14 protein-coding genes and 1 pseudogene are annotated in these 14,910 nt (G+C 66.3%); 11 read left to right on the top strand and 4 right to left on the bottom strand.

The features are described from left to right. Window positions 1-218: 218 nt before the first annotated feature. From ACK8OU_RS20640 to ACK8OU_RS15950, 4 genes and pseudogenes are all read right to left on the bottom strand, one after another. Window positions 219-395 (bottom strand): annotated as a pseudogene (locus ACK8OU_RS20640) (IS30 family transposase); the annotation flags it as partial. Window positions 396-625: 230 nt separating this feature from the next. Then, a complete protein-coding gene (locus tag ACK8OU_RS15960; protein WP_410304409.1) occupies window positions 626-1,999 on the bottom strand; it encodes an aspartate aminotransferase family protein in 1,374 nt (457 codons plus the stop codon). Window positions 2,000-2,018: 19 nt separating this feature from the next. Further along, window positions 2,019-3,542, bottom strand: a complete 1,524-nt coding sequence (locus ACK8OU_RS15955) for an NAD-dependent succinate-semialdehyde dehydrogenase (RefSeq protein ID WP_410304408.1) — start codon at window positions 3,540-3,542, stop codon at window positions 2,019-2,021. A 183-nt stretch (window positions 3,543-3,725) separates the two neighbouring features. Continuing rightward, window positions 3,726-4,202 (bottom strand): Lrp/AsnC family transcriptional regulator, encoded by a 477-nt coding sequence (locus ACK8OU_RS15950; RefSeq protein WP_410304407.1) that lies wholly within the window; start codon window positions 4,200-4,202, stop codon window positions 3,726-3,728. Window positions 4,203-4,259: 57 nt separating this feature from the next. Between ACK8OU_RS15950 and ehuR the strand changes: the two genes are divergently transcribed. From ehuR to ACK8OU_RS15895, 11 genes are all read left to right on the top strand, one after another. Further along, on the top strand, window positions 4,260-5,645 hold the full coding sequence (gene ehuR, locus ACK8OU_RS15945) for a MocR-like ectoine utilization transcription factor EhuR (RefSeq protein ID WP_410304406.1): 1,386 nt from the start codon (window positions 4,260-4,262) through the stop codon (window positions 5,643-5,645). 111 nt (window positions 5,646-5,756) lie between these two features. Further along, window positions 5,757-6,542 (top strand): ectoine/hydroxyectoine ABC transporter ATP-binding protein EhuA, encoded by a 786-nt coding sequence (gene ehuA, locus ACK8OU_RS15940; protein WP_410304405.1) that lies wholly within the window; start codon window positions 5,757-5,759, stop codon window positions 6,540-6,542. Window positions 6,543-6,567: 25 nt separating this feature from the next. Next, window positions 6,568-7,386: an ectoine/hydroxyectoine ABC transporter substrate-binding protein EhuB gene (gene ehuB, locus ACK8OU_RS15935; protein WP_410304404.1), complete on the top strand. Its 819-nt coding sequence runs from the start codon at window positions 6,568-6,570 to the stop codon at window positions 7,384-7,386. 87 nt (window positions 7,387-7,473) lie between these two features. Then, on the top strand, window positions 7,474-8,130 hold the full coding sequence (gene ehuC, locus ACK8OU_RS15930) for an ectoine/hydroxyectoine ABC transporter permease subunit EhuC (protein ID WP_410304403.1): 657 nt from the start codon (window positions 7,474-7,476) through the stop codon (window positions 8,128-8,130). A gap of 1 nt (window position 8,131) precedes the next feature. Continuing rightward, window positions 8,132-8,791: an ectoine/hydroxyectoine ABC transporter permease subunit EhuD gene (ehuD, locus tag ACK8OU_RS15925; protein ID WP_410304402.1), complete on the top strand. Its 660-nt coding sequence runs from the start codon at window positions 8,132-8,134 to the stop codon at window positions 8,789-8,791. After that, window positions 8,788-9,552, top strand: a complete 765-nt coding sequence (gene eutA, locus ACK8OU_RS15920; RefSeq protein WP_410304401.1) for an ectoine utilization protein EutA — start codon at window positions 8,788-8,790, stop codon at window positions 9,550-9,552. Before ehuD ends, eutA begins: the two co-directional genes overlap by 4 nt. Beyond that, window positions 9,549-10,517 carry a hydroxyectoine utilization dehydratase EutB gene (gene eutB / locus ACK8OU_RS15915; RefSeq protein WP_410304400.1) on the top strand — a complete coding sequence of 323 codons (969 nt, stop codon included), beginning with the start codon at window positions 9,549-9,551 and terminating at the stop codon, window positions 10,515-10,517. The genes eutA and eutB overlap by 4 nt, the downstream gene beginning before the upstream one ends. Further along, window positions 10,514-11,497 carry an ectoine utilization protein EutC gene (gene eutC, locus ACK8OU_RS15910; RefSeq protein WP_410304399.1) on the top strand — a complete coding sequence of 328 codons (984 nt, stop codon included), beginning with the start codon at window positions 10,514-10,516 and terminating at the stop codon, window positions 11,495-11,497. Before eutB ends, eutC begins: the two co-directional genes overlap by 4 nt. Window positions 11,498-11,538: 41 nt before the next feature. Next, window positions 11,539-12,720 (top strand): ectoine hydrolase DoeA, encoded by a 1,182-nt coding sequence (doeA, locus tag ACK8OU_RS15905; RefSeq protein ID WP_410304398.1) that lies wholly within the window; start codon window positions 11,539-11,541, stop codon window positions 12,718-12,720. 4 nt (window positions 12,721-12,724) lie between these two features. After that, window positions 12,725-13,732: a N(2)-acetyl-L-2,4-diaminobutanoate deacetylase DoeB gene (gene doeB / locus ACK8OU_RS15900; RefSeq protein ID WP_410304397.1), complete on the top strand. Its 1,008-nt coding sequence runs from the start codon at window positions 12,725-12,727 to the stop codon at window positions 13,730-13,732. A gap of 50 nt (window positions 13,733-13,782) precedes the next feature. Further along, the gene (locus ACK8OU_RS15895) at window positions 13,783-14,670 is read left to right on the top strand and encodes a DMT family transporter (RefSeq protein WP_410304396.1); all 888 of its coding nucleotides are present in this window, start codon (window positions 13,783-13,785) and stop codon (window positions 14,668-14,670) included. Window positions 14,671-14,910: the final 240 nt, after the last annotated feature.

The raw sequence follows: 14,910 nt of genomic DNA, 5'->3' as shown, positions 1-14,910 counted from the left end.
GGAGCTGCTGGAAGATCGTGTTTAGCAGCTTGATTCTACAGCGCTTTCAGGCGCACGCAACTTTTACAGCCGATTTGGATGAATAAGCCGGGATGATGAAACAACCCATTCTGGTCAATTCGCCAATTCCTGAAACCCTTCATGGGCGTTAATGGAGTTTTTAAGCATTAACCCTATGGAATACCTGTAAAAGCTCAAGGGTCGTTACGACGGATCCGCTATCGCAGCTTCGTCATTTCATCCCTGAATGTTTTGGTTTGGGCCTTCCGGCCCCGGCACTTCCTTGGGGTTTCGTTCAGACGGTCACACGTTATCATATTGCGATTTTATGGCGCGGCCAAGGGCGTGTCCCGTGGCAGGTCGCGCCGGTCCCGCTTGTTCAGGGTTTCTGCAGAGATCATATGAAATCCTGCAAGCCAGAGCGAGGGGCGGGCGGCCCTGCCGGATCAGTGGCTGTGACGAAGCCGCCCGTCGGCCGCTGGCCAAGGGCGACTGGCAGGTCGATGCCTGCGAATAAATCCTGTTCATCAAGGATCTGGATCCGGCCCGGGGCCGTCAAAGGCCCCGGGCCGTGTGAGGCACACGCCGCCGGGGCCTTTGGCTTTGTGACAGGAGGCGGCCGCGGTCAGCCAAGCACCTGCTTCACCGCGCGGGCGGTGGCGGCTACCACCTGATCGGCTTCGGCCGGGGTCAGGCACAGTGGCGGGGCAAAGCCCAGGATGTCACCCTGCGGCATGGCGCGGCCGATGACCCCCTCGTCCAGAAGGGCGGCGGCGATGGCCGGGCCGATCTTGCGCGCGGGATCGAAAAAACGGCGGTCGTCGCGGTCTTCGACGAATTCCACGGCGGCCATCAGTCCGTCGCCGCGCACTTCGCCCACATGGCGGTGGCTGGCCAGCGCATCGGACAGGCCCTTGCGGAAATGGGCCCCGGTTTCGCCGGCATTCTTTACCAGACCCATCTCGTCGATCAGCTTCAGGTTCGCCACCCCGGCCGCGGCACAGACCGGATGGGCGGAATAGGTCCAGCCATGGCCGATCGGGCCCAGCTGGTCCGAGCCCTGCACCAGAACCTGCCACATCCGGTCCGACACGATCGAGCCCGAAAGCGGCGCATAGGCCGAGGTCAGGCCCTTGGCGATGGTGATCAGGTCGGGCTTCATCCCGTAATGATCCGAGCCGAACATGCTGCCCAGGCGTCCGAAGCCGGTGACGACCTCATCGGCGACAAGCAGGATGTCGTATTTCTCAAGCACCGCCTGGATCGCGGCCCAGTAGCCCCGGGGCGGGGGCACGATGCCGCCCGTGCCCAGGATCGGCTCGCCGATGAAGGCGGCGATGGTGTCGGGGCCTTCGGCAAGGATCATCTCTTCCAGTTTGGCCGCGCAATGGGCGCTGAACTGCTCTTCGTTCTGGCTGCGATCCTCGCGGCGGAAGTAATAGGGCGCTTCGGTGTGCAGGATCGGCGCGCGCGGCAGGTCGAAGGCATTGTGGAACAGGTGCAGCCCCGTCAGGCTGCCCGTCATCACGCCCGATCCGTGATAGCCGCGCCAGCGGCTGATGATCTTCTTCTTCTCGGGCCGGCCAAGGATGTTGTTGTAATACCAGATCAGCTTGATGTTGGTCTCGTTGGCATCCGAACCCGACAGGCCGAAATAGACCCGGCTCATATGCGCGGGGGCGCGTTCGATTATCATGCGGGCCAGCGTGATGCTGGCCTCGGTGCCGTGGCCGACATAGGCGTGGTAATAGGCCAGCTCATGGGCCTGGCGGGCGATGGCTTCGGCCACTTCGGGGCGGCCATAGCCGACATTGACGCAGTAAAGCCCGGCAAAGGCGTCAAGGCTGCGCTTGCCGGTCGCGTCGAAGATGGTGCAGCCCTGGCCGCCGGTGATCACCCGGCGGGGCGTCTCGCCCCGGGCATGGGCGCCCATATGGGTCGAGGGGTGAAAGAAATGGTCGCGGTCCCAGGCGTTCAGGTCATTGTCGCGGTCAAGCATGTCGGTTCCTTTCCCGCCCTCAGGCGGTCGTGTCGATGCAAAGATATTTCAGCTCGGTGAAGGCCTCCATCCCGTGGCGCGATCCTTCACGGCCAAGGCCTGACTGTTTCCAGCCGCCAAAGGGGACAGGGCCGCCGGTGATCTTGACCCGGTTCACCGCCACCATGCCAAAGTCCAGCGCGCGTGACAGCCGCAGGGCGCGGGCCCCGTCGCGGGTGACGACATAGGCGACCAGCCCGTATTCGGTGGCATTGGCGCGGGCGATGACCTCGGCTTCGCTGTCAAAGGGCAAGAGCGAGGCGACAGGGCCAAAGGTTTCCTCGTGATGGATCAGCGCCTCATCGGGGGCGCCCTCGATCAGAGTCGGCAGATAGGCGAGCGGCAGGTCGGGATGCACCGCGCCGCCGGTGACGATGCGGGCGCCAAGGGCCCGGGCATCGGCGACCTGGTCGGCCACCTTGGCCAGGGCGCGGCCATGCATCAGGGGGCCGATGTCGCTGTCCGGTTCCAGTCCCGGACCGACCTTCAGCGCCGCGATGCGGGCGGCAAGCCGCGCCGAAAAGGCCGGCAGCAGGGCGCGTTCGACATAGATGCGGTTGGCGGCCAGACAATCCTGCCCCGAGGTGGCGAATTTCGCATCCATAGTGATCTGCACCGCCCGGTCGAGATCAGCATCGGCAAAGACGATCAGGGGCGCATGGCCACCCAGTTCCATCACCAGCCGCTTCATCGTGGGCGCGCATTGCGCCGCGATCAGCCGGCCGATGCCGGTCGACCCGGTAAAGGACATGGCGCGAAGCCGGCTGTCGGCGCACATGTGACCGACGATGGTGGCCGCGTCGCCCGGCACCAGGTTCATTACCCCAGCGGGCAGGCCGGCGCGTTCGGCCAGTTCGGCCAGCGCCAGCCCCGACAGGGGCGTTTCGGCCGAAGGATGTACGACGCAGGTGCAGCCCGCTGCCAGCGCCGCCGCCACCTTGCGGGTGATCATGGCCGAGGGGAAGTTCCAGGGCGTCACCACCCCCACCGGACCCAGCGCCTCGCGCCGGACGATCATCTCGACATCGGCGAGATGGGGGGTCACACCCTCGGCATTCATCCGCAAAGCCTCTCCGGCATACCAGTCAAGGAATTCTGCGGCATAGGCGATCTCGCCCCGGCTTTCGGCCAGGGGTTTGCCCTGTTCCAGCGTCATAATCAGGGCCAGGTCTTCGGTGGCGGCCAGCATCAGTTCGGCCCAGCGCCGCAGGATGCGGGCGCGATCCTGCGGCAGGCGGCGCGACCAGGCGGGAAAGGCGGCGCTGGCGGCGGCGATGGCGGCGTCGGCCATGTCGGTGCCAAGGGCGGCGACGCGGGCCACCAGAAGACCCGAAGCCGGATCGGTCACCGCGAAATCGGCGGCGTCGGGGGCTGCGGTCCAGCGACCGCCGACATGGCCGAGCGTCCGCAGCAGCGCGCGGTCGTTCAGCCGCGAAAGGGCCGGGTGGGTCGGGGCCGGGTGGCCGGTTGCCGGGTGGGGCGGATGCGGGGCGCGGGCGTTCATCGGGCGGGCTCCTGACTGGTTGGTGCCAGAATGCCGGGGTCGCCGCAGAAAAGGGGACCAAATCCGGCAAGGATTGTGGCCCGAACCCCGCCTTTCGGGGGACGAAAATAGAGAAAGTCTCTAGCGGCGGGCCAAAGGCCACGCGCCCCCGGGCGGCGGCGGTCCTGGCTTGGGGGCACGTCCTCAGCTGGTGGCGAAAAGGGTCAAGGGCAGGGGGGCGTCTTCCTTGACCGCCTTGGTCACGATATAGGTGAAATAGCGATCGATGCCGATTTCGGCGGCCAGCATACGGTCGATCAGGCGCTGATAGGCGTCGATGTCGCGGGCGACGACCTTGAGGAAGTAATCCACCCCCCCACCCACCGACCAGCAGGCGATCACCTCTTCCATCGCCCCGACCGCGCGCTCGAAGCGGTCGAAATCAGCCTGCCGGTGATTGGCCAGTGTCACCTCGACCAGAACGGTGGCAAAAGCGGCGACGCGGCGGGGGTTGAGCCGGGCCTGCCAGCCCGCGATGAGGCCCGTCTGTTCCAGCCTGCGCAGCCGCAGCCAGCAGGGCGTCGGTGACAGGCCCGCCACCTCGGCCAGCTTCAGCTTGGTGATGCGGCCGTCGCGCTGCACGGCATCCAGGATACGCAGGTCGATCGCGTCGAGTTTCATTCCATCCCCGCAAGTCTTCATTTGCAGATTGATATGAAATTGCACAGATTGGCAATCATGACAAACTGGATGCCTGACCCCGCCTCACTTTTTCGCCCGGCCTATCAGTCGCTGGCCGAACAATTCGCGCGCGCCATCGAAAGCGGTGCCCTGCCGGTCGGCTGCCGGCTGATGCCGCACCGCAAGCTGGCTGACCGTCTGGGCCTGTCGGTGCAGACGGTCAGCCGCGCCTATGATGAGTTGATACGCCGCGGGTTGATCGCGGGCGAGGTGGGGCGTGGCTCTTTCGTGTTGGGGCCGGGGGCCGAGGCGCGCCAGCCCTATCTGCCCGAACGCCCGGGCAAGGAGATCGATCTGTCGATCCTGAAGCCGGTGGTCGAGGCGATGCATCTGGACCGCATGCGCCAGGGATTCGCCTGGCTGGCCGAGAATCTGGCCGCGCCCTCGGCCCTGTCGTTCCGACCGAACATGGTGATGCCGCATCACCGCGCCGTGGCGGCCGACTGGCTGATGCGGCAGGGTATTCCGGCCGAGGCCCAGGGGATCGCCCTGACCAACGGCGCGACGCCGGCGATCACCGCGGCGGTGATGAGCGTCGCCCCCCCGGGCGCAGGCATCGCGGCAGAGGCGTTGACCCATCACACCATGATGCCGCTTTGCACCTATCTGGGCCTGCATCTTGAGGCGGTGGCGATGGATGAATGGGGCATGCTGCCAGCGGCGCTGCATGAGGTGGCGCGCAAGGGATCGCTGCGTGCCATCTATCTGCAACCGAATGTCATCAACCCCCTGGCCTGTGTCATGCCTGCCGACCGGCGGGCCGAACTGGTCGAGGTGGCGCGCCGCCACGACCTTGCCATCGTCGAGAACGACATTCTGAACGTGATGATTCCCGACCGCGCCCCGGCCTTTGCCGCGCTGGCACCCGAACGTACACTGCATATCTGCGGCTTTTCCAAGATTACGGTGCCCGGTATGCGCATGGCCTATCTGCATGCCCCGCCGCGCCATGCCACGGCCATGGCCAACCGCCATCTGGTGGCGAACTGGATGGCAACGCCCGCCATGGCCGATCTGCTGTCGCATTGGGTTACCGACGGCACGGTGGCCGACCTGGCCGCCTGGCAGGCCCGGGCCATGGCTGAGCGCCACCGCCTGGCGGCCGAGGTTCTGGGCGCCGACATGCCGCAGTGCCATGGCAACAGCCTGCATCTGTGGCTGCCGCTGCCGGGGGGCTGGACGGAAGAGGCCTTTGCCACCCAGGCCCGCCAACGTGGGGTGGCGGTCGCGGCGGGCAATTCCTTTCGCGTGTCCGAACGCTGGCGGCGCGAGGCGATTCGCGTCTCACTTGGCTCAACCCGCCTGGACGAACTGCGCCGGGGCCTGTCCACGGTCGCCGCCATGCTGTCGGAGGAGCCCGAAGTGCTGCTGCCGAGCATTTGAGAGGCGGCGGCGAAGAATGGCGCAGGAATAGTTGTCATGAGATTATTTAAAAATTGACATGATTTAAAACAGATCCAATTCTGCCCGCAGTAACAGCTCGGGGGAAATGGCGTGGGCGAACCGATCATCCGCATCGACAGGCTGGACAAGGCCTTTGGCACGCTGAAGGTGCTGGACGGGCTGTCCTTCGACGTCATGCCGGGCGAAAAGCTGGCGCTGATCGGGCCTTCGGGGTCGGGCAAGACCACGATCCTGCGTATCCTGATGACGCTGGAAACCATCTCGGGCGGCCATATCGAGGTCTGCGGCGAGCAGCTTTACCACATGCGGAAAAATGGCCGCGAGATGCCCGCCGACGAGGCGCATCTGCATCACATGCGCCGCCACATCGGCATGGTCTTTCAGCACTTCAACCTCTTTCCGCACAAGTCGGTGCTGGACAACATCACACTGGCCCCAATCCTGACCAAGGGTGAAAGCCGACCCCGGGCCGAGGCGCGGGCGCGCGAATTGCTTGAGATGGTGGGCCTTGCCGACAAGGCCGGCGCCATGCCCAGCCAGCTTTCGGGTGGGCAAAAGCAGCGCGTGGCCATCGCCCGCGCCCTGGCGCTTCAGCCGCGCATCATGCTTTTCGATGAGGTGACCAGCGCCCTGGACCCCGAACTGGTCGAAGAGGTGCTTCTGGTGATGAAACGTCTTGCGGCCGAAACCGACATGACGATGCTTCTGGTCACCCATGAGATGGGTTTTGCCCATGAATTCGCCGACCGTGTGCTGTTCTTCGACAAGGGCCGCATCGTCGAACAGGGCCCGCCCGACCAGATTTTCCGCAATCCGACGCACGAACGAACCCAAGCCTTCCTGCGCAAGATCATTGCCGCAGGGCACCGCGTCTGATCCCCGACCAACAGAGAGGAAGAACATGAAAAAGACCCTTCTGACCCTTGCCCTGCTGGCGGCGCCCGTCGTCGCCACCGCCGATACGCTTGATGACCTGAAGGAACAGGGCTTCGTACGCATCGCCATTGCCAACGAGCCGCCCTTTACCGCCGTTGCCGCCGACGGCAAGGTTTCGGGCGCCGCACCCGACGTGGCGCGCGAGATATTCAAACGCCTCGGCGTCGGCGATGTCGTCGCTTCGATCTCGGAATATGGCGCGATGATCCCGGGCCTTCAGGCCGGGCGCCATGACGCCATCACCGCCGGCCTCTTCATGAAGCCTGAGCGTTGCGCCGCCGTGGCCTATTCCGAGCCGGTGCTGTGCGACGCCGAGGCCTTACTGGTAGCCAAGGGCAATCCCAAGGGCTTCAAATCCTATGCCGACATTGCTGCCGATGCCACGGCCACCATCGGTGCCCCGGGCGGGGGCACCGAAGAAAAGCTGGCGCTTGAAGCCGGCGTTCCGCGCGACCGCGTCATCGTGGTGCCCGATGGCCAGTCGGGCCTGAAGATGGTGCAGGATGGCCGGATCGACGCCTATTCGCTGCCGGTTCTGTCGATTTCCGACCTGCTGGCCAAGGCGGCCGACCCGAACCTCGAGATGGTGGCCCCGGTCGTCGGTGCCCCGGTCTATTGTGACGGTGCAGCCTTCCGCAAGGGGGACACCGCCCTGCGCGACGCCTTTGACCTGGAACTGGCCAAGATGAAGGCTTCGGGCGAGTTCGCGGCGATCATCGAGCCCTATGGCTTTTCGGCCGCCGCCGCCATGTCGACCAGCCGCGCCACGCTCTGCGGCGAATGATTTCCGACCGGGCAGCGCCCGATGTCCCGCAAGGGGCAGGGGGGCTGCCCGCTACCGTCCTTTCCCCAAGTTCCAAGGCCTTTGCCCATGCCCGAATGGACCGGATATCTGACCCTGATCCTGCAGGGTGCGCTGGTGACGGCGAAGCTGACGCTGTTTGGCTCGGCGCTGGCGCTGATCGCGGCCTTTCTGGCCGGGCTTGGCCGGCTGGCGCCCTGGTGGCCTCTGCGCTGGCTGGCGACGCTTTACATCGAATTCTTCCGCGGCACCTCGATCTATGTCCAGTTGTTTTGGGCCTATTTCGTGCTGCCCTTTGTCGGTATCACCCTGTCGCCGCTGGGGGCGGGGGTGCTGGCGCTGGGCTTGAATGTCGGGGCCTATGCCGCCGAGGTGGTGCGTGGCGCCATCCTGTCGGTGCCCAGGGACCAGTATGAGGCGACGGTCGCGCTGAACCTGACGCGGTTGCAGCGGATGCGCCATGTCATCCTGCCCCAGGCGCTGCCGCTGATGCTGCCGACCTTTGGCAACAATGCGATCGAACTTTTGAAGGCGACCGCCGTCGTCTCGCTGATCTCGCTCAGCGACATGACCTTTCAGGCGCAGATCGTGCGCGGCCAGACCGGCAGCACGCTGATGCCCTTTCTGACCATCCTCATCCTCTATTTCGCCATGGCCTCGGTCATCACGGCGCTGGTGCGGATGCTTGAGCGGCGCCTGACACGCGGCCTGGACGGAGTGCGCTGACATGCAATGGGACTGGGCTTTTGCCGTCGAAATCACCCCGACACTGCTGGCCGGGTTGCGCCTGACCTTGCTGGTGACGGTTCTTTCCGCGGGCGTCGCCGCCGTGTTGGGGCTGGTGCTGGCCATCCTGCGCCGCTCGGGCCGACCGATGGTGGCGCGGCCGGTGGCGATGGCGGTGGAGTTCATCCGCGGCACGCCGCTTTTGGTGCAGCTTTATTTCATCTTCTATGTGCTGCCCGATGTCGGCATCCTTCTGCCGCCGCTGGTGGCCGGCGTGATCGGCATGGGGCTGCATTACGCGACCTATACCGCCGAGGTCTATCGCGCCGGCATCGAGAATGTCGCGCGCGGCCAGTGGGAGGCGGCGCGGGCCGCCAATCTGACGGCGCGCCAGACCTGGGTGCATGTGATCATTCCCCAGGCGGTGCCGCCGATGATCCCGGCGCTGGCGAATTACCTGATTGCCATGTTCAAGGAAACGCCGCTTTTGTCGGCCATCACGGTGCTGGAGCTGATGAACCAGGCCAAATCGGTGGCCAATTCGAGCTATCGCTACATCGAACCGATGACCATGGTCGGGGTCTTCTTCCTCGTCATGAGCCTGGTTTCCGTGGTCGTGCTGCGCTGGCTGGAACATCGTTTCGGAAGGCTTGGAAAATGACCGACATCCTGGTTTCCCCCCGCCGTCCCCGGCTGGATGACCGCCCGTTGGCGCATCGTGTCGGGCTGGTGGCGCTGTCAACCGATCACACGACCGAGGTCGATTTCGCCCGTATCCTGGCCCCGGCCGGCATCGGCATCTATGTCAACCGCATTCCCTTTGCCAATCCGGTGACGCCCGCGACCCTGCGCGCCATGGCGCCCGACCTGACCGAGGGGGCGGCCCTGATCCTGCCGGGCGAGGCGCTGGATGCGGTGGTCTATGGCTGCACCTCGGCCTCGGTCTGCATCGGCGATGCCGAGGTGCGGGCGCAGGTGGCGCGCGGCAAGCCGGGCTGCCCGGTGGTGACGCCGGTTTCGGCGGCGCTGGCGGGTCTCAGGGCGCTGGGCGCGCGGCGGATCTCGGTCCTGACGCCCTATACGGTCGAGACCTCGCGCCCGATGGCCGCGATGTTCGAGGCAGAGGGCCTGGCCATCGACCGCTTTACTTGCCTGAACCTGACCGATGACCGCGAGATGGCGCGGATCGCGCTGGACGATCTGGTGGATCTGGCCGCGACCGCCACAGACCGGGCATCCGAGGCGCTTTTCATCTCTTGCACGGCGCTGCGGGCCGCCTCGGTTATCGACCGGATTGAGGCCGCGACCGGCCTTGCGGCGTTGTCATCGAATTATGCCGCCGCCTGGAACGTGGCACGGGTCTGCGGGCAGGGCGGGGTGTTGGCCCCGGGCCATCTGATGACGCTGGGGCTGCCGCAATGACCCCGGCCGCGCTTGCCGTCACGCCCGACGACATCCGCGCCGCCGCCCGGCGCCTTGCGGGGCGGGTGCGGGTCACGCCGATGCTGGCCGACCCGGCGCTGGCCGGCGTGCTTTTGAAACAGGAATATCGCCAGGACACTGGTGCCTTCAAGCTGAGGGGGGCGACCAATGCCCTGCTGGGCCTGCCGGCCGACCGGCTGGCGCGCGGGGTGGTGACCGCCTCGACCGGCAATCACGGCCGGGCGCTGGCCCATGCGGCGCGCGGGCTTGGGGTGCGGGCTGTGGTCTGCCTGTCGCATCTTGTGCCGCGTAACAAGGTGACGGCGGTGCGCGCGCTGGGGGCCGAGGTGCGCATCACCGGGCAAAGCCAGGACGAGGCGATGACCGAAGTCGCCCGGGCTGTCGCTGAAGAGGGGCTGACCGAGGTGCCGCCCTTTGACGATCCGGCGGTAGTGGCGGGGCAGGGCACACTGGGGCTGGAGATCCTCGGCGATTGTCCGGCGCCTTCGGCGGTGCTGATCCCGCTGTCTGGCGGCGGTCTGGCGGCCGGTGTGTCGGCGGCGATCCGGGCGCAGGCGCCGGGCACCCGGCTGATCGGGGTGTCGATGCGGCGCGGCGCGGCCATGGCGGCCAGTCTCGCCGCTGGCCATCCGGTCGAGGTGGTCGAGGAACCGACGCTGGCCGATTCCCTTGGCGGTGGCATCGGCCTGGCCAATCGCGTGACCTTCGCCATGTGCCGCGCGCTGCTGGATGAGGTGATCCTGGTCGAAGAGGACGAGATCGCGGCGGCCATGCGCCATATTCATGCCGTGACGGGCGATGCGGTAGAGGGGGCGGCGGCGGTGGGGGTCGCGGCCATCCTGTCGGGCCGTCACCGGCCCGCGCCCGCCACCGTCTGCCTGCTTTCGGGGGCCAATGTCGCGCCCGAGGCCTTTGCCCGCATCCTGAAGGACCGCCCCGCATGAAAGACCCCGTCACCATCCTGACCGAAACCGACCTGCGGACCCTGGTGCCGCTGGACCTTGCGGCGGTCGATTGCATCGAAGAGGCCTTTCGCGCGCTGGCGACGCGGCCGGTCGCCATGCCGCCGATCCTGCGGCTGGACATTCCCGAACATCGGGGTGAAGTCGATGTGAAAACGGCCTATGTGCCGGGCATCGACCATTTCGCGATCAAGATCAGCCCCGGCTTCTTCGGCAATCCCGGGATTGGCCTGCCGACGACCAGCGGCATGATGGTGGTGCTGTCAGCGCGCACCGGGCTGGTGCAGGCGCTGCTTCTGGACAATGGCTATCTGACCGATGTGCGCACCGCCGCCGCCGGCGCGGTGGCGGCCCGCCATCTTGCCCGTCCCGACAGCGCCGTGGCCGCCATTCTTGGCGCCGGCATGCAGGCCGAGATGCAGGCCCGGGCGCTGGCGCTGGTGCGTCCGGTCAAGCGGTTCCGCATCTGGGCCCGCGATCCGGCCCGGGCGGCGGCGCTTTGCGAGCGGCTGACGGTGCATGGCCTGGCCGCCACGCCCCATGCCTCGGTCGTCGAGGCGACGACCGGCGCCGATGTCATCGTGACGACCACGCCTGCGCCGCGGCCGGTCCTGACCGGGGCCGCGCCGGGCCAGCATGTCACCGCCATGGGGTCGGACAGCGAACACAAGAACGAGATCGCGCCGGCGCTGGTCGCTGCGGCCCACTACGTCGCCGACCGGCTGTCGCAGACCCGTGTGCTGGGTGAGCTGCGCCATGCCATCGCCGCCGGCGCCATTCCGGCCGACCGCCCCTTTGCCGAACTGGGCGCTGTGGTGGCCGGAATGGCGCCGGGGCGGACCTCGGCCGACCAGATCACCCTGGCCGACCTGACCGGCACCGGCATCCAGGATACCGCGATCGCCGCCCTGGCCGTGACGCGCGCCCGCGCGGCACGGGCCGGCCAAAGCTTTACCGTCTGAGATCAAACACCCGGGCCCCGCGCCCGAAGGAGGACCAACCCATGCCCGATGTGGACCTGCGCTTTACCCGCGCCGAATTCGCGGCCCGTCTGGACAAGACGCGGCGCGCGATGGAGGCGAAGGGCGTCGATCTGCTGATCGTCACCGACCCGTCCAACATGAACTGGCTGACCGGCTATGACGGCTGGTCGTTCTATGTGCATCAATGCGTGATCGTGCCGCCTTCGGGCGAACCGATCTGGTACGGCCGGGGCCAGGATGCCAATGGCGCGAAACTGACCGCCTGTCTGCGCGACGAGAACATCATCGGTTACCCCGACCATTATGTGCAATCGACCGAACGGCACCCGATGGATTATCTGTCGGGTCTGCTGACCGACCGGGGCTGGGGCGGCCTGCGCATCGGGGTCGAGATGGACAATTACTATTTCTCGGCGGCGGCCTTTGCCTCGCTGACGCGCAACCTGCCCAATGCCCGTTTCACCGATTGCACCGCGCTGGTGAACTGGCAGCGCGCGGTCAAGTCGCCGCAGGAAATCGCCTATATGCGCAAGGCGGGCCGTATCGTCGAAAAGATGCATGCCCGCATTTTCGACAAGATTGAGGTCGGGATGCGCAAATGCGATCTGGTGGCGGAAATCTATGATGCCGGTATCCGGGGCGAGGCCGATTTCGGCGGAGATTACCCCGCGATCGTGCCGCTGCTGCCCTCGGGGCGCGATGCCAGCGCGCCGCACCTGACCTGGGATGACAAGCCGATGCAGCCCGGCATGGGCACCTTCTTTGAAATAGCCGGCTGCTATCACCGCTATCACCTGCCTCTGTCGCGCACGGTGTTTCTGGGCAAGCCGACGCAGGCCTTCCTTGACGCCGAAAAGGCGACGCTGGAAGGCATGGAGGCGGGTCTGGCCGCCGCGAGGCCGGGCAACACCTGCGAGGACATCGCCCGTGGTTTTTTCGACGTGTTGAAGAAATACGGCATCATCAAGGATAACCGCACCGGCTATCCGATCGGGGTCAGCTATCCGCCGGACTGGGGCGAACGCACCATGTCGCTGCGCCCCGGCGATCGCACCGTGCTGCAACCGGGCATGACCTTTCACTTCATGACCGGGCTCTGGCTTGAGGATATGGGCTTCGAACTGACCGAGTCGATCCTGATCACTGAAACCGGGGTTGAATGCCTGTCGGATGTGCCACGCAAGCTTTTCGTGAAGGACTGAGCGCATGAGCCAGCATCAAAGGCCCTCGCCCGTCTCGGCGACGGTGGATTTCGCGGCCGATGGCGTGCAGCATGGCTTTCTGCGCTTGCCCTACAGCCGCGATGACGCGGCCTGGGGATCGGTCATGATCCCGGTCACGGTGGTGAAGAACGGCGAGGGCCCCACGGCCCTGCTCACCGGGGCCAATCACGGCGACGAATACGAGGGGCCGATCGCGCTTTTCGATCTGGCGCGCAGCCTGCGCCCTGAAGAGGTCAGCGGCCGCGTCATCATCGTTCCGGCGATGAACCAGCCGGCCTTTGCCGCCGGCACCCGCACCTCGCCCATCGACCGCGGCAACATGAACCGCAGCTTTCCGGGCCGGCCCGACGGCACGGTGACCGAAAAGATCGCCGATTACTTTCAGCGCGTGCTTCTGCCCATGGCCGATGTGGTGCTGGATTTTCATTCGGGCGGCAAGACGCTGGATTTCCTGCCCTTTTGCGCCGCCCATATCCTGCCGGACAAGGCGCAGGCGACCGAGGCCTTTCGTCTGGTGCGGGCCTTTGGCGCGCCCTACAGTGTCAAGATGCTCGAAATCGACGCGGTAGGCATGTATGACAGCGCCGCCGAAGATATGGGCAAGGTCTTTGTCACCACCGAACTGGGCGGCGGCGGCACCGCCAGCGCCCGCACCGCTGGCATTGCCATGGCCGGGGCGCGCAATCTGCTGGTCGCGGCGGGCATCCTGACGGGTGAGGTGGCGGCGCGGCCGACGCAATGGCTCGACATGCCCGACGACGACTGCTTTACCTTCTCGGAAGATGCGGGGCTGATCCGTTTTTGCGCCGATCTGGGCGAGCGGGTGGAAAAGGGTCAGGTGCTGGCCATGATCTATCCGACCGGGAGGACGGGGCTGGACCCGGTCACGTTGACGGCACGGCGGTCGGGCCTGTTCACGGCGCGGCATTTCCCCGGGCTGGTCAAGCCGGGCGATTGCGTCGCGGTGATCGCGGTAGAGATGGCAGGCTGATCGCGCCGGAGCAGGGGCGGGGGCTGCCCATCGGTCGGGAGGAGTGCGGAATGGCGGGACTGTCGCTGCGCGACCGGGGGCTGGCGGTGCTGGTGGCCCTGATCTGGGGCATGGGCTTTGTCGTGGCCAAGGGCGGCATGTCCCACTTTCCGCCGATCCTGCTGATGGCGCTGCGCTTTGCCATCACGGCGGTGGCGCTTTTGTGGTTTCTGGGGCCGTCCGGGGGCAATCTTGGTCGGCTCGGGTTGATTTCGGTCGTCGGGGCCTCGGTGCAATATGCGCTGACCTTCACCGGGGTGAAGGGGCTGGGGGCGGGGCTTTCCGCGATGGTCGTGCAGCTTGAGGTGCCCTTTCTGGTGATGCTGGGCGCGCTTTTGCTGGGCGAGCGACCGGCGCCGCTGAAATGGCTGGGCATCGCCATCGCCTTTGGCGGGGTGGGGCTGATCGCGGCGCAGGAACGGTTTTCGGGCGCGCTGCTGCCGGTGGCGCAGGTCATGGCCGGTAGCTTTTTCTGGGCGCTGGGTCAGGTTCTGGTGCGCGGACTGAAAGGGATGACCGGCCTGTCGGTCACCGCCTGGATCGCGATCCTGGCGACGCCGCAGCTTTTCCTTTTGTCGGCGCTGTTCGAGACCGGTCAGATCGCGGCGCTGGCCAGCGCAGGTGCCGGGGCCTGGGGGGCGGCGCTTTATCTGGGCCTGGTGATGACGACGCTGGGTTATTTCCTGTGGAACGGTCTTCTGTTGCGCAATGAGGTCGGACAGGTCGCGCCCTATCTGCTGCTCTTGCCGGTCTTTTCGGTGATCGGGGGCGTCCTTTTCCTGGGCGAGGGGCTGAGCCTGCCGCGGCTTGTGGGGGGCGCGGTGGTTCTGGCGGGGGTGGCGCTGATCACGCGGGCACCCGCCGTGGCAGCCGGGACCGAAGCGTCCGGCCCGGGCTGAGCCGCGCGCTGCGCCAGTTCGGTTTCGTCTGCATGATGGAACTGCTGCCTGGCTCCGGTCTCGGGGGCGATGTCCTGCGCTGGGGCCGAAGGGCGAGATCTGGATCGCCGGATACAAGTAGTTCCTGCTGAGTGGCAATTAACCAATTGATCTTGCGTGTTAAACGCGCAGCTTTCCTGGCATGGGCTTGCAGGCTTTCGTATGATTTTGGTCGAAACCCTGCAATTTCAGTTCCGCCCA

Source organism: Pontitalea aquivivens, assembly GCF_046507575.1.
GTDB classification, from domain to species: domain Bacteria; phylum Pseudomonadota; class Alphaproteobacteria; order Rhodobacterales; family Rhodobacteraceae; genus Pontitalea; species Pontitalea aquivivens.
The sequence above is the reverse complement of the archived record's forward strand: the minus strand, read 5'-3'. Positions and strand labels throughout refer to the sequence as shown.

Coding starts and splice junctions, on each gene's coding strand:
- ACK8OU_RS15955 (WP_410304408.1), bottom strand. CDS start 3,542: ATGAACGCCCGCGCCCCGCATCCGCCCCACCCGGCAACCGGCCACCCG.
- doeB (WP_410304397.1), top strand. CDS start 12,725: ATGAGCCAGCATCAAAGGCCCTCGCCCGTCTCGGCGACGGTGGATTTC.
- doeA (WP_410304398.1), top strand. CDS start 11,539: ATGCCCGATGTGGACCTGCGCTTTACCCGCGCCGAATTCGCGGCCCGT.
- ACK8OU_RS15895 (WP_410304396.1), top strand. CDS start 13,783: ATGGCGGGACTGTCGCTGCGCGACCGGGGGCTGGCGGTGCTGGTGGCC.
- ACK8OU_RS15960 (WP_410304409.1), bottom strand. CDS start 1,999: ATGCTTGACCGCGACAATGACCTGAACGCCTGGGACCGCGACCATTTC.
- ehuR (WP_410304406.1), top strand. CDS start 4,260: ATGACAAACTGGATGCCTGACCCCGCCTCACTTTTTCGCCCGGCCTAT.
- eutA (WP_410304401.1), top strand. CDS start 8,788: ATGACCGACATCCTGGTTTCCCCCCGCCGTCCCCGGCTGGATGACCGC.
- eutB (WP_410304400.1), top strand. CDS start 9,549: ATGACCCCGGCCGCGCTTGCCGTCACGCCCGACGACATCCGCGCCGCC.
- ACK8OU_RS15950 (WP_410304407.1), bottom strand. CDS start 4,202: ATGAAACTCGACGCGATCGACCTGCGTATCCTGGATGCCGTGCAGCGC.
- ehuC (WP_410304403.1), top strand. CDS start 7,474: ATGCCCGAATGGACCGGATATCTGACCCTGATCCTGCAGGGTGCGCTG.
- ehuD (WP_410304402.1), top strand. CDS start 8,132: ATGCAATGGGACTGGGCTTTTGCCGTCGAAATCACCCCGACACTGCTG.
- ehuB (WP_410304404.1), top strand. CDS start 6,568: ATGAAAAAGACCCTTCTGACCCTTGCCCTGCTGGCGGCGCCCGTCGTC.
- eutC (WP_410304399.1), top strand. CDS start 10,514: ATGAAAGACCCCGTCACCATCCTGACCGAAACCGACCTGCGGACCCTG.